The sequence below is a fragment of the Vibrio sp. 2134-1 genome (assembly GCF_033339495.1).
This window is the reverse complement of record NZ_JAWOUS010000040.1, coordinates 1-14,092: the sequence shown is the minus strand read 5'-3', so window position 1 is coordinate 14,092 and position 14,092 is coordinate 1. Positions and strand designations below refer to the sequence as shown.

16 protein-coding genes are annotated in these 14,092 nt (G+C 40.4%); 12 read left to right on the top strand and 4 right to left on the bottom strand.

Annotation, left to right across the window (positions count from 1 at the left end):
* A partial coding sequence (locus tag R7R78_RS22950) for a transposase (protein ID WP_206937396.1) occupies positions 1-251 on the bottom strand: 251 nt, incomplete at its 3' end.
* A gap of 564 nt (positions 252-815) precedes the next feature.
* On the opposite strand from R7R78_RS22950, the gene R7R78_RS22945 reads away from it, so the two are divergent.
* From R7R78_RS22945 to R7R78_RS30010, 10 genes are all read left to right on the top strand, one after another.
* Complete coding sequence (locus R7R78_RS22945; RefSeq protein WP_169567642.1) at positions 816-1,121, top strand: hypothetical protein; 306 nt, start codon at positions 816-818, stop codon at positions 1,119-1,121.
* 100 nt (positions 1,122-1,221) lie between these two features.
* On the top strand, positions 1,222-1,824 hold the full coding sequence (locus R7R78_RS22940; protein ID WP_140050539.1) for a hypothetical protein: 603 nt from the start codon (positions 1,222-1,224) through the stop codon (positions 1,822-1,824).
* 127 nt (positions 1,825-1,951) lie between these two features.
* Positions 1,952-2,335, top strand: a complete 384-nt coding sequence (locus tag R7R78_RS22935; protein ID WP_025767063.1) for a hypothetical protein — start codon at positions 1,952-1,954, stop codon at positions 2,333-2,335.
* 10 nt (positions 2,336-2,345) lie between these two features.
* Positions 2,346-2,588 (top strand): hypothetical protein, encoded by a 243-nt coding sequence (locus tag R7R78_RS22930; RefSeq protein WP_025767062.1) that lies wholly within the window; start codon positions 2,346-2,348, stop codon positions 2,586-2,588.
* A 327-nt stretch (positions 2,589-2,915) separates the two neighbouring features.
* Entirely contained in the window at positions 2,916-3,089 is a 174-nt protein-coding gene (locus R7R78_RS22925) for an HNH endonuclease (RefSeq protein ID WP_140050538.1), read from the top strand.
* A gap of 1,246 nt (positions 3,090-4,335) precedes the next feature.
* Positions 4,336-5,025 (top strand): HNH endonuclease, encoded by a 690-nt coding sequence (locus tag R7R78_RS22920; RefSeq protein ID WP_025634880.1) that lies wholly within the window; start codon positions 4,336-4,338, stop codon positions 5,023-5,025.
* Positions 5,026-5,032: 7 nt separating this feature from the next.
* Positions 5,033-6,220, top strand: a complete 1,188-nt coding sequence (locus R7R78_RS22915; protein ID WP_025634881.1) for a hypothetical protein — start codon at positions 5,033-5,035, stop codon at positions 6,218-6,220.
* Between the two features lie 3 nt (positions 6,221-6,223).
* A complete protein-coding gene (locus R7R78_RS22910) occupies positions 6,224-6,490 on the top strand; it encodes a hypothetical protein (protein ID WP_025634882.1) in 267 nt (88 codons plus the stop codon).
* Positions 6,490-9,513, top strand: coding sequence for a hypothetical protein (locus R7R78_RS22905; RefSeq protein ID WP_203347281.1), 3,024 nt, complete (start codon positions 6,490-6,492; stop codon positions 9,511-9,513). The genes R7R78_RS22910 and R7R78_RS22905 overlap by 1 nt, the downstream gene beginning before the upstream one ends.
* The gene (locus R7R78_RS30010; RefSeq protein WP_025767057.1) at positions 9,510-9,881 is read left to right on the top strand and encodes an RDD family protein; all 372 of its coding nucleotides are present in this window, start codon (positions 9,510-9,512) and stop codon (positions 9,879-9,881) included. The genes R7R78_RS22905 and R7R78_RS30010 overlap by 4 nt, the downstream gene beginning before the upstream one ends.
* Here R7R78_RS30010 and R7R78_RS22900 read toward each other — a convergent pair.
* The gene (locus R7R78_RS22900) at positions 9,878-10,597 is read right to left on the bottom strand and encodes a hypothetical protein (RefSeq protein WP_203347283.1); all 720 of its coding nucleotides are present in this window, start codon (positions 10,595-10,597) and stop codon (positions 9,878-9,880) included. The two genes, R7R78_RS30010 and R7R78_RS22900, sit on opposite strands and share 4 nt — an antisense overlap.
* A gap of 215 nt (positions 10,598-10,812) precedes the next feature.
* Positions 10,813-12,021, bottom strand: coding sequence for an IS4 family transposase (locus tag R7R78_RS22895; protein WP_032073033.1), 1,209 nt, complete (start codon positions 12,019-12,021; stop codon positions 10,813-10,815).
* A 524-nt stretch (positions 12,022-12,545) separates the two neighbouring features.
* Here R7R78_RS22895 and R7R78_RS22890 point away from each other — a divergent pair.
* Positions 12,546-12,857, top strand: a complete 312-nt coding sequence (locus tag R7R78_RS22890) for a hypothetical protein (protein WP_025634888.1) — start codon at positions 12,546-12,548, stop codon at positions 12,855-12,857.
* Complete coding sequence (locus R7R78_RS30005) at positions 12,766-13,326, top strand: DUF1524 domain-containing protein (RefSeq protein WP_369292832.1); 561 nt, start codon at positions 12,766-12,768, stop codon at positions 13,324-13,326. The genes R7R78_RS22890 and R7R78_RS30005 overlap by 92 nt, the downstream gene beginning before the upstream one ends.
* An 84-nt stretch (positions 13,327-13,410) precedes the next feature.
* Here the strand turns inward: R7R78_RS30005 and R7R78_RS22885 are convergent.
* Positions 13,411-14,092, bottom strand: a 682-nt coding sequence (locus tag R7R78_RS22885; RefSeq protein WP_206947111.1) for a Tn3 family transposase, incomplete at its 5' end; no start/stop codon positions are given.

Genomic DNA, 14,092 nt, shown 5'->3' with positions numbered 1-14,092 from the left:
CGTTCAAATACGCCAGCATCCCGCCACTCCTGAAATCGGCGATGAGCAGAGCTTGACGAGCATATACCGGTGGCATTTAGCGCATTCCACTGGCAACCCGTCCTGAGTACGAAGAAAATGGCGTTCATTGCAGCGCGATTATCAACCCGCTTGCGGTGCGTACCCAGCGGGTGTTGAGTTCTATGTTCCGGGATGAGAGGAGCCATTTTCTCCCAGAGTTCATCACTGATTTGCCACTTATTACCTGCCATACGTTGCCCTCATAAATTATCATTATGTATTATCTGACAATTCCTTTTGGGATAGGTTCTTAGATAATAATAAGTATTGCCTAGACAAAGAAGCATTAAAAGATGGTTTTCATTGGTTGGTTCCAGACAGGGAAATAGATCCGATTAACTGGTTTAACTCAACAACATGGCAGTATGTGAACGCTGAACTTTTAAAAATAGGAGACTAAAACAGGAGTAAGACTGAAACTAGAGATGACCTTGAATTAGATAAACTATCAAACACCTCTAACCCATTCGCTTTTGAATTAACTGAAAAATCTAAGGAAAACATGCGTTCTTTGGTGAAGCATGTAGATGGTTGAACTTGGAACGAGCGTCTTGATTCCATCAACAAAAAAGATGGTAATTAATATGATGTATCGTGGCTAGACATCAACAATGATCTTTATGGTGCGGGAAAGTGGTTTTATGAGCAAGCTAAAGAAGAAGCAACGCCTTCTCATAGGCGAGATTTACATGCGCTTGTCAACTATGAATACACAGGCGATTTTTTGTCGCTGAAGTAATGGGAAAATCGAAAATATGAAAATACAGTTAGTAGCTACGATCTTAGCTGCTCTTTCCTTGCAAGCTCAAGCAACGACTCAAGAAGAAATGGTAATCGAATTAGGTCATTCTATTGCGCTAAGTTTACTTGATGCAAAGTTGGAATTGGCTTGTGACTCCAACATTAACAACCTAGGTGAAATTACTCTCAAAGTTAATCAGGAGTGCGTTTCAACAATCAACAAACTTCGGTCAACGTTAGAGACAGAGCCGACAGCAGTAGACTTGGTTAAACAGGTTGATTCTTTTATGGATTCAAATTCTATCCCACTCACTAAGTAACTTGAGAGTATTGGAAAAATCGAACTTGTGCAAAAGGCATTTAACAGGTTGATTTGAGTGCCTTTGATAGAAGTAGTAATAACAACTTGGAGTGCAAACTTTGTCAAAGAATGAAATGCAATATGCAGTATGGCAGATGCCCCATACCGAAAAAGATTTAGCTGTTTTGGTAGATGCTGCTGAGTTACCTATTCTAGATCGTGGAGAGGAGGGTGTGCTAAACCCTGACACACCATTAAATGATGATCATTTAAAACTAAAGTTGGTTTACGGTGTGCTCATGTCCAATAACCTTCGAGGTTTACAAAACTATGAAGGGATGAATCACTTAGTTGATGTCCATCAGGATAAATGGTTAGTTCATCTAAAGCCAAACGATGATGAGGATAAACCATTAGAAGCAATCTATCTTGGATTTGAAGATATGATGGTTTTGCATTGCAGGGGATTAAGACAAGGTGATTTTGCTTTCGCTGCTCTTATGGGTCTACCTGATAGCTTGGAACTTCATTCAGATAAGCTGTGGGGTGTAACATCGTTCCTTCGTTTACATGATTTAGACATGGCTACAAACCTAATTAATCGAGAAATCATCATTTCGCTAGTCGAAGAAGAAGTTGTCGAGGCAGAACTAACTAAAGAAAATTGGAAATCATTTGTTAACGAGGGACTGGCAAAGTCTTTAGCTAAAAAAGTAGGTTAATTAGGATAGGGAACATATTAGCTCATAAAAACCTTAGATTTACCTTTTAGAACCGTAAAAATGCTTCAAAAATAAGAACGCAGACCTTAAAGAAAAAGTTAAGACAACGACCAAGGACTAACAAGAAATGAAAATAGTATTAGCTAAAGAAATTAGTGATAGCCTGAGTGAATATACAAATGCCGATAGCTCCATCTGCGTACAACAAGTTACCTTATGGTTTGATGTGATTGCTACAGAGTTGGAGCTAACTGAGGTATCTAAAGAGAAACTAAACTATATCACTACTCCTTCAATTATAATCAAGTTGAGCCAATCTAATCAGCGCATACATGACCTATTATTGGGGGTTGCTGGGTATCCAAATTTAGATAAAGAAGAAGCAGAATTTCAAGTTAAGTGTAGGCTATCAGTCCTGAAATCCGCATGGATGCACAGAGCATACGGTTTGACGTTGCAAGATGCTTTCACTGATGGAGAACTATTCTTTAACGCTCTCATCAAGATGTAGGTAACACCTTATGTTAGACAATATATTAGCTAGATATTGGCAACCTAAAGGAACCTCTTTACATAAGCACCATTTACAAGCAATTGTCATCGGTTTTGTATTAAGTCTAGTGTTACTTTTCGTTGGCGTTATTAATCGTGAAATGGCTTTTTCAGTGATGATCTTGATTGTCGTACTCCAGTTCTTAGGGATGTGGTTGGCTAGAAAGAGATTTGGTAATAGAAATCCCAATAAAGTTGGATATAAAGAGTAGTTCCTGCTGGATAGAGATAGTTACGAGCCATTGCAGATCTGGTCATATAACCAAGCCGATAAAGCCAAAAAAGAAGTCCCCAAATTGGTTAGGAAGCTACTTGCTCGCACTCAGATACATCGTGCTTGGTTACAAAGCGCAACTGGCTCATTTCAGTTGCCAGTTTTAGAGCGAATTTAACGTTGGAAGATAGTATTGGAATTAGTAACTTAGATTAGAAACCAACTCACCTATGACCCTGATAGTGGCATCATCCAGTGGAAAAAGTTGGGCAGAGGCCGCCGAGCTAATCTAGTTGCGGGATGCGTCAAGCGGAAGAAAGGCAACGTGTGGCGCAGAATTGTCATTGACGGTAAAGAGTACACATCTGGTCAAATCGCTTGGTCAATAATGACTGGTCATTTTCCTGATTTCATCATCGATCATAAAGATGGTGATTCTCTAAATGATAAATGGAGCAATTTACGTAGGGGGACAACTGCGTTGCTCAGAGAAATTTAGCTAGAAGTCGCCGCAACAAAACTGGTGTGACTGGAGTGAAACAGATCAATGGCTACTTTGTCGCCTACATCGGAGTGGGTAATAAGCAAAAGTACCTTAGTAGCACAAGTGACTTTTTTGAGGCTGTTTGCTTAAGAAAGCGAGCAGAGAAACAGTACAAATACAGCCCTAGACATGGGCTGTAATCAACATTGGAAAAAACATGCCAGAACCAAAACCTAACCACCGGAAGTTCGCGGACTTTATTACTAACGTTTCAGCCCTTGCTAGTGCCTATTTCTTAGTCCGATTTGTCCTAGATTTTTCTCTAGAAACTCTAATCGAGAATGAAAATTTAATGTGGTTCTTCATTTTCGCTTTTATTACTGCAGTGTATGGTTTTATCTACGGAAAAAACGGCAAAAAATGAGATTGTAAACAACTAGATTGTGTAAAAGGTATTGAATTACACCTACATGCTTATGACAACTGTCAAAATAGGCGATTCAAATGGATTAATGCCATCAGAACAACTTGATAACAAAGAGGGAGCCATGTTCAACATAAGAACTAGACACTCGTATGGCCACTAGAAGAACTGGGGGTGGTGCTTAAAGGTCAGTAAACCCGACTAAAACTGGTGATGCTGTTGGAGAGCTAAGTGATCTCTTAGATGTTGCCCTATACAACCGCCCATGTACAAGCAGAAGCGTAAGATAGATAAGCTAGTTAAGACGCTGCTGAAACCTAAAAAGAAACATTAACTGGATAAGGAAAACTGTATGACAAGTGTATATAAACTGATATGCGAGCGAGCCTATTTTGTTGGGTATGAGCAGCTTTTCTTGCCAAGAAGTTTTAGGCGGCTGGTTGCTAGAAGTGAGTTGCACAGAGCTTGGTTAGCAGGTAATCAAGGTAATATCGGTGCGACCGATGGCGTTTTGTATCGGAAATGGTTTACTAACCGCAAGCATCATACAAATGCCACTATTAAACAGCTATGGCGTAGCATAAATCGATAACCCGAAACATCAGTATTTATAAGCAACAGAAAAAGAAAGAAGCCACATCTTTACTCATAATCGCTCGCCATCCTCTACTGTTCACCTGCCCACGTTATAAAGATATCAATCGGAAAAGTACTCAGTTCGATCTTGGTATAAGCGCTTACTTAACGCCTCTCCAAATTATTCCTTGTTAATCATCCCAATTATTATGATAATTGGGGTATTGTAAAATATCCACAAATGACATATATAGGTGAGTAATGTTCATAGGTGTTAGTAGAAGCCATCAATGGCGTTTATCAGAACCACCAGAACCATCTGATGATAAAGACTTTCAACTAAAAAGGGTGGAGTTTTTATCAGATGTTGACTATCGATGTACTGATTGCCATTTTCGTTCAGAAAAGTATCAACATGTTCATCACAAGGATGGGAATCACAAACATAACGAAATCATTAACTTTGAGTGTAAATGCCCTCTATGTCATATGTGTGAACATCTGGGTTTTGTTGCAGATAATAAACTTGCCACTTTAGTTTTTTGTCCCTCTTTGACCCAGGAGGAGCTCAATGCTTACGTTCGAATATCTTGGGTTGCAAATTACTTAGCAAAAATCCAAGGTCCAGAAAAATGCGGTACTACGCTTCTGCGTATTGCACGCGATACAGGGCTCTGGATCGAGCTCCTTTCTGCTACGGCGCAGCAAGTAAGTCAAGTGTACAAAATAACCAACATTAGGGCACTAGCTGAAGACTTTCGTGCTATGGATGACAAAGAGTATTCCGAACGTCAGTTAAAGTACCCTCATTTAAGGTTGCTGTTTACTCCAGATCCCTTTTCTCGAGAGATAGAGGAGTGGAGTAGGAACCAAGACTTCTTTTCAGATTTCTATGACCCAAACAATTGGCCAGAAATAGTGAACAACCATATCTCTAGTTTAGAAGGATAGGATATTAATGAACACATATGGCGTAGCGATATTCAACGATGAAAAAAAACCTAGGAGTGGATTCTCTTGTGTCGATGGCAAGGTGAAGGAGTTTAGTTCCTATTCTGATTTGGAGATGTCTACAATTTGGGTAACTAACATTCAACACTCTATATTTCAAAAAGAAGCCCTCTACAAAGTACCTAACCTACGTTCGTCGCAATATTTAAGGTTGTCTTTACAACAGATAATGAGGGAGTTGAATGTTAAAAAAGATATTGAAGGTATTCAACATTTAGCAAAGCTAGTTCAGTCAATTGCTGCAGATCTACAGGGTAAATTCGAACTTAATCCGGACTACCTTCGATATCGCCTTGGTGGTGAAATCCCACAATACCTGGAATCACAAGGGTTCCTACCTTCTGAACTACTAAATATAAGTGAACTCGCAGACGCTTCAGCTAAAGCGGCATTAAATGATGCGTATCAGTCATTCCAAGGTACTGTAAAGTCTGCAAACGGAAAGATCTATCATTATACCTTACCAAGGGTTGCGCATTTCGAATACTTAATGAATCAAAACTTTCCTTTGGATAACAATTGGGAAGAATTTACGTTTAGTAGCGATGGGCCAATTGTTGCTGGATATAAAAACAAAGTACTACTCCCTGATACAGAAAAAGTCATAATAGGTTTAAAGAACCTCCATAAAAATACTGCTGCAATTCTAAATATCAAAGTAAAGTCTATCGACCCAAAGCGAGCTCAAAGTTTTACCTTTGGAATCGAAGGTGTGAAATCTACAACGAGAATATGGGCTGCTCTTCCAGAGGTTATTGATATTTTACGTTACTGTGAGGTTGAAATTTTGGGAGGCCTGAAAACTAATGCTGGTAAGTTGGATGTAAGGCCTGAAATAGACCTATCAAAAAATAGATATAGTTACTCTAAAGGTGTGGTCAGTGAAAATATTTGGTGTGCCTTAGCCGATAAAGTCCACTTAGGAAGTCAAAAACAAGCTACTGGCCTGGGAGTGTACCTCAGAGCATATGACAGGATTATTTGCTCCAAACTTGCGGAAGCGTTTATGAAAGCAGGTTTCGTCGGCGGTGGGTTTGGTGTCGGTGCGGCAAGGGTTTGGTTAAGTAGCCAAGATGTAAAAAAAGCCAATATTATTGCAGAAAAATTTGGCGCAATGCCAGATATCGGAGTGTAGAAAATGGAAATTGAACCGCTAGAAATTTTCTCAGATGGTCAAATGCCCGAGACATACAAAAAGCTTCAAGATTTGAATGTGTTCGGAAAGCTTAACTCACAGTTTCATAACTCGTTTGGGGTACAGGATGTCATTAAACTAGATCAAATTGAACAGCTAGATGATGCGGATAAGAAAGCTCAAATGAGTGAATTAATCACAGCCCTATCTACAAGAAGAGTGGATACTCAACCAGTTATTGCGAAGAAAGTAAAGAGGTTAACTATCTAATGGGAGCTCTTTCATTTTTAGCGAATCTAATCGCCTATAAACCCTATGAGATTTGTCAATTAGAAACAACATCAAGCATTGACCCTCACTCACTGCTAACTCACGATGGTTCAATGGTTACCCTACTAAAGTTGAACGGGGCTTACAGGTTCTACTCAAATAAGCAGGAGCTTGCCATACTTGACTTTATGGCAAGTAGAGCTCGACAAAATTTTACAGACAGTGGAAACAGAATAGATTTTGTTATCGATATTGATTCAAGTCGTTCTGAGAGCTTTGTGAACAAGTGTCTTAATACAGTGGACTCTGTATCAAAAACGATGGGCTACCAAAATGAGAAGTTAAACAAGACTGAAAAGAGCCTCATTTCTCAGCTAATTAAGCCAGAGATGACCTATATTGTATTGACTACGACACCCCAAACTCTTGATAGACCAAACATCAAAGAGGGTAATGAAAATAGAAAAAAATTGGCAGATGAATATGGTCACAGTTTAAGCAGTAGCTCTAAGACCCAGAATCACTGGGTAGAAACGATGCAGATTTACGACCAGCATCGTTCTTTTGTTACAGAAATGACTAATATTTTTTCTGAGTACGTTCTATTCGAAAAACTAGAGTCTCATCGTGCATTAAAGGAAATCAGAGATCTTCTATACCGAGACTTTGAAAACCAGGACCGTTGGAAACCATCCACACGACAAGAATCATCTCCTAAAATAATGAGCAATCATACCTACAAGGTTGATACTGATGAGATTGGGCATAGCTCCATACATTCGCAGATAGTAGAACAGCCTTTTGAGGATGCTAAAAGACCTGACTTTAAGTTTTTCAATGGTCACTGCTATACCACGCTTGAGCGTTACTTAGTCGGGGATGAGCCTATGTTAATGAGGAGTTTTATAAACCGAGTTAACAGAGATGTTCCTATGCGTATATCGTACACTCTGGTTTCTGGCTCCCAAAGTATACAAACCTCTAAAATGACTAAATCGAGTCTCACCACATTCGTTGCTAAAACTAACCCAATATCAAGTGAAATTCTGAAAGCCTGTAATAAGACAACAAAGTTCATTCAAGAAGGAGGGTGTGCAGTAGAGTGTTATATGTCGGTGACTGTTTGGGGTGATAACGAAACGGAAACTAATACACGTTTCAAAGCCGTACAAAGTGCACTTAGAGGTTGGGGAGGGGAAAGGCAACGTATGTGCTCATTTCCTATAGAGGGCCTTTTATCCTCTTTACCTGGCTATAGCTCAAGGCCTGTTGGGAGAGCGAGTAATGACAGTATTGAAACAGCCTTCTCGTCCGCTCCAATCATACGTCCTGCCTCGCCGTGGGACTCCGGCGTATTGCTCTATATCACACCTGATGGCAAGCCATGGCCTATTGACTTTGATTCAACACAGTCACATCACTTGAATTTAGTTAGTGGATCTATGGGTTCTGGTAAGTCAGTTCAAGCTGGTGTATTAACCAGGGCAATGCATTTCTTAGCTGGAACGACATCGTTGCCTCTTATTGCGGGGGTCGACTATGGTGAGTCAATATTATTCACTGCCGAAACTGTTAGGGCAAACCTGAAGAAAGAGGATAGAGCTAAAGTAGGGGCAATCAGTCTTGCCAATGAAAAGACAAGCGCTTACAACATGCTTGAGCCACAATATGGTTACAATAAATTGGCTAAGCCGGAGAACAACACTGCGACTGCTTTTGTTACTAAGATAGTCAATGGTGGCTCGAAACAGCCAATCCACGTACAACTTGATAACTGTGTTTCAGCAATAATTGACAGTATGGTAGCAAAGGCTATTTCACAGCCTAGGAAAATTGACCCTTCGCAACCCGGCGTCGATAAAATACAGAAAGAGCTTGCTCACCATCTTGTACAAAAACATTTAAAGAGCGAGTCGTCGTACAGCTACCTAAACGCCCGTAATGCCCTATACAAAGCATCGAATGAAGAAGGTATATCTAACGCTCAACGACAATATTTCCTAAGATTGTCAAAAATAGCTCATAGGTATATTTGGCCGCTGATCTCTGACTTACCCAAAGAGGTAAAGTCGGCTGAACAGCAAAGCGCTATGGGTTCTTTCAAAGTTGGAGGAGAAAAACTACTGGACCTAATTGGTGCTTCAGTGCAGCTGATGACAGATCGATATAGCGCAATTTTAGGCTCATATCCGATGGTAGATTACTCTGACCTTTCAATGCTGTTTGTAAACGCTAAACCAGTTGTAGATTCCGCCCCAGCAGCGATGAAAAATGCATGGTTTATTCTTGCAAAAGGTCTAGCTCAAAGGCATTTCTGGGTACATGAAGATGATGTAAAAAATGATGCAGATCCTGTGTTTTATAAGCGTGCACTTCGAATTGCTCGAGCGAAAAAGCCTTTACCCAAGTATTACTTCCAAGACGAATACGAACAGGCTCAATGTCCTGAGTTAGATGAAAACTTTGATAAAGAAGTAAAAACAGCGCGTAAGTATCGTGAGATCATCACTTTATTGACACAGATGTACGAAGCTTTCCCTCCATCTATTCGCGACTTGGCTACTAATACCTTCATTTGCAACATCCCAGGTGTAGGTACAGAACGGGTGATTAAGGAACAGTTTAAGCTAACAGATGATGAGTTTGAATCTATAGAATCGTATGTCGGTAAAGCTGGAATTTTAAATGGCATGGGGCGCGGAATCTTGTACATAGGTAAGCTGAAGAAAATACAAGCGCCAATTATTCAACCTATCGTATCGGTGTTACCTCCTGGCTTAGTATGGTCATTAGCAAGTGATGCCGAAGATGTTCATGTCAGAAGAAAAGTAAAAGAGGCATTAGGTGACTCAGTACCTTATGATGAATTGAATATTGCATTAGGACAGGTTTTGTCGTTCCCAGATATGAAAGCACTCATCAAGAAGAAGGGTGAAGTCGATGATATGACTGACAAAGATGTTTACATTGATTGTATCAATAGGGTTAAAGAACATATTTTATTAAACGGAGTTGGTACGTGATAAAGAGATTTTTGGCATTTGTAACCGACTATTGTTTGATTAGCTTATTATTCGGTATTTTAGAGTTTTACGTCTTTGAACTAAATGCGTTGACTATCCAAAGCATAGGTTATTTCTATGTGTTCTTTTTCTTTACGATGATGGGCCAATACATACTTTTGAAGAGGACGTTAGGGGAAAAAATATTCAAACTTCAGGTGCAAGGAAAAGAAGGTGAGAACGTTGAGGTTTCTACTTATGTGTATCGTTTGTTCGGTACTCTAATTTGCTTAACGGTGCCGATTTTGTTCTTGATAGTTGTTTTCCCTAAACGTCGATCTCTGTCTGACCGGATGAGCTCGAGTAACGTCAAAACTCGTATAGTTTAAAGAATCTTTTCTGTGGCAATATCTATTGGCTCATCAGGGGATATTGTCATTGAGTGGTTAACACGCCATAGAGAAATGGGTGAGCGACTAAATCTATCTAAGTTATAAATCGAATCGTCAATTTGAACCATACTCCGGTAAATCACTTTTCCATGATTATTCTTCAGTTGCAAGATAAAGCTCGGCGTGGAGTAGTCCGAAGTGTTTCTTTGCATCTGAGTGGTTAGTATTTTCTGAATACTGTAACGTTTTGAGCCATTATCGATTTTAGATATTAGTGCGGTAAAAACCTTGCGTTCAAATGATGAAGTAATAGGTACCTGATTTGTCAATGAAACGATTGGTTGGATGTAAACGGTGTGTAGCTTAATTCTTTCTGAGTGCATTTGGCATAAGGTTGCTAAGACGAAATAAGGTCCTTCCACTTCTTTAAGTGCCGATTTGGCTAAAGGGCTCACCAAACGGGTAAACGACAGACACGTGTCATCAATTACTAAAGAATGTTCTTTTAACTCAATAGTATTGGTGATGAACATGCAAAATGCTTGTGGGCGTCCAGGGCCTTTCCACCCAGCCCCGGTTTTACGATAGAGTTTTGAAAAAGCGTATCTCAAACCTGTTGGTCCGATAAATATGTATTTATCAAGAGTACTACTTCCAAAGAGGATTTTATTGGCAGACCTCTTAAGTTTGAATAAGTGCTGTTCAGCCGACATAGATTTTCCGGAGAAATGCCAATTTGATAGTGTGTCGGTTAATAAATGATAATACAGCCTTTCTAACTTACTCTCTCCATGCCGTACACTGGGCGTTCGTGTTGAAGTTGACTTTGGATTAGTTGAATCAGTTCCAGTAGAAGGGAGCGCTCTGTGATAAATAAAGGTATTAAAATCTGATTCTTCGGACTCAGGCGAAATACTGAGGGATCCCCTCATAATTTCCCCAAAGCACAACCATGTTTGAATAGATTTTGAGCAAGCAGGGTTGCAGCCGCGAGCAAGTCTTCCCTCGTTATTGTGTAGCCAGAATGCCGCAAAACTTCCATCCCTAAGCGCACTGTTGAGAGTACATTTCGATTTTTGACAGTGTTAGCTTGGAAGTGCTTATCCCAACCTTGTTTCTGACCATGAACTCCAGCAAGCCAAAATGTCAGTTGAAGCATTAGGGCGATTAGCAGCATGATATCAAAGCGCTCTGAGCTGCTAGTTCGGCTATGACGGAGGCCTAAACCGTAGGCTGGGCTTTTCAAGTCTCGGAAGGTTTCTTCAATTTGCATACGCTTCGAGTAGAGCCTAACAAGTTGCTTTGGTGTTCGGATTTCAACGGGCAAGTTAGTCGCTAAAACCCATGGTTCTTTTGTCGAAGCGGAGTAGATTTTAGGTGACGGATGATGACAATTAGTCCGTGTCGAACGCTGATTTTTTCGGCCTTTAGGACGTGATTTATACAGTGCAATTTGACATGAAATTGGGTTGCTCTTAGTCAACCTCTTATAGCCTAAAGTCTTTGAGCGACTTGAGGATATGCTATGTAAGTTGCTGATAGGTTGCCAGTTTTCCGCACCTAAATCTGCATATTGCACTTTCCCTCTGACTCGACTTAACCAGTACCAACCTAGCTTTTCAACGGATTTATACCATGGCACTTTAAAGCCAGCATCACTGACAATGAGCGGTGTAGTGTTACTCGGTAGAATGCTTGCAAGGTCGGCTAGAAATTGGTCATGAGCCTTCTTTGAACATTGCTCTGAAAGCGGAAAGGCTTTCTCATAAAGAGTAATAGAACGACCATGTAGTGCCACCGAAGCCCGCAATACCATAAGCCGTTTTTGCTCACGAATATCAGACCAGTCAACAAGAACAATGGGCATCGAATTACCTGAACAGATAAAGCTGGCATGCCAACGGTATACAGCGAGTCGCTCTTTGTGCAAGTGACGATTACCTAACAATCTGTCGATTCGTTTGATGTTATGTTTTGTTCTGGCTTTCGTTGGCAGGTTACGACCAAGTTCGGTAAGAGTGAGCGTTTTACATTCAAGTAATGCGTGGCAAGCCAGCGTTAAACTGTTGAGTCGTTTTAAGTGCAATTCAGGGCAGAATTGGTAAAGAGAGTCGTGTAAAATATCGAGTTCGCACATCTTGTTGTCTGGTTATTGATTTTTCTCAGAACCATTTGATCACATGACAAGATGTGCATCTACCTTAAATTTATGATTTTTATCAAAATCATTAGGGGATTCCTCAGGGCGAAATATCTCTATTTACCGCTTCTCTGCAACCTTTTATGTCTGAGTACAAGGGACAATTTTGCAGATGTTGGCCATGCTCATAATGATTCACCATGAATATGTAATCCCCCCTTTTACGTAGATACATTGTGGCTGGTGGTGATACACAGTGGCAATTGAGTACTGAATCAGAAAGACGGAGAATTTTTAATTTGGATTGGGCTTCTGGGCTTTTAATACGATTTTTAAGCAGCAAGGAAGGTTGTTCAAAAGTGTGATGTTCAGAGTCCAAATTTTTATCAGAACTAGATACAGTTATGTGCATGCGAACACCTATTAATAGAATGCAAAAATATACCACATTAGCTATGAGGCAATACCGCCTGTAAATCATTAAACGATGACAAATTAACTACAAAAGGCAAATATATAGTATGAGATATCTTCTAGTTACAGTTCATAATTATCCCAGGTTTTACAAAAGTGACGGTGAGATAGTTCACATTGATCTAAATTATGTGGATTCCAAAACTATTTCTTCATTAGATGAAAATGGAGATTTATTTCACGTTAAAGTATCTGGAAGTCCTCCGTGTGTTCGTGATATTTGGTTAATTGATTCGGTAGATGTGGCACTAGATACATTGGCTAGTTATGGGATCTATCCATTCAAGAATAAGGCCGCAGCAAGAGCGAATGCCAAAAGGCTTGGGCTTAGTGCATTCAAGTATATTGCTGTACCATAATAATCAATGGAAGTTTATGAAAACAATTTCTAAAGCTGTTCTTACAAGCATCTTATTGGTTTCTTTTGATGCTTATTCAACAGAGATATGGCGGGGTTTAATAGTCAAACCTGAGAATAGATGTTCTCCATACGATAAATCTCAACAATACAACTATTCTCAACGAGTAGAAGATCACATAGTAAGTAGTATGGGGGGATTGATATATGGCCCTTACACTGGCAGTTACTTTGAATCTGACCGATACACAGACATTGAGCATATAGTGTCAACAAGTGAAGCACATGATAGCGGAATGTGCTCACAATCCAGTGAAATGCGCATTCAATTTGCCAGTGATCTCCTGAATCTTACATTAGCTTCACCTACTGTAAACCGTTGTGGTGACAACGGTAAGTGTGGAAAGGACGCTGGAGAGTGGTTACCCCAAAAAAACAGATGCTGGTTTGCTAATAGAGTGGGGTTCTAGGGATTTTCCCCTCTAAAAAGACATAATCCTCTGTAGACCACACCAATAAATGGCTGCGGAGGTGGTTTACTTTCAGCTTGGAGCCTAATCATCCACTATCGGCCTTGTTATTTCGCCAATATTGGGCAATTTCCCAGTATTAGTGAAGTTATACGTTCCGCTTAAGTTGATATTTTGCCACGCAACGGGCGAAACAGCACGAGTGATACCCGCTTTCTCTTCATCTCCTCTCGCTTCAAAGTGTCCCAGCAGATGACTCAGTATCGCGGAGTTGAAGTAGATGATCGCGTTGGCAAGCAATCTTGCACATTCATTCCAGATAGCGATTTCACTCTCGTTTTTGCCTCGGAACTGATCGCCATTCACCGACGCAATAGCCCGTCTCAGGAAGTGCCACGCTTCTCCCCGGTTAAGGGCACGCTGAACGTACTGCCGCAAACTGGCATTGTCTATGTAATCCAGTAAATATTGCGCTTTGACCAGTCGATTATACTCCGTCAGCGCCTGTAATGTCGGGTGCCCCGAAGGATAACCAGACAACTTTCTTACCAGCATTGCCTGTGTCGTTCGCTTTGTCTGAAGTGACAGAACAATGCGCCTAATATCCTGCCATCCCGTTTCGATGACATTCGTCCTGATGGGCTTTTTCAGGGCAAGGTTGGTGCCGCCGTGTTCATTTTCAGTTACGGCAAACAGATCATTGATGACACTACTGAACTGCGCGTATCGCGGTGCAAAACTGTAACCGCATAGATCCAGTAAGGCG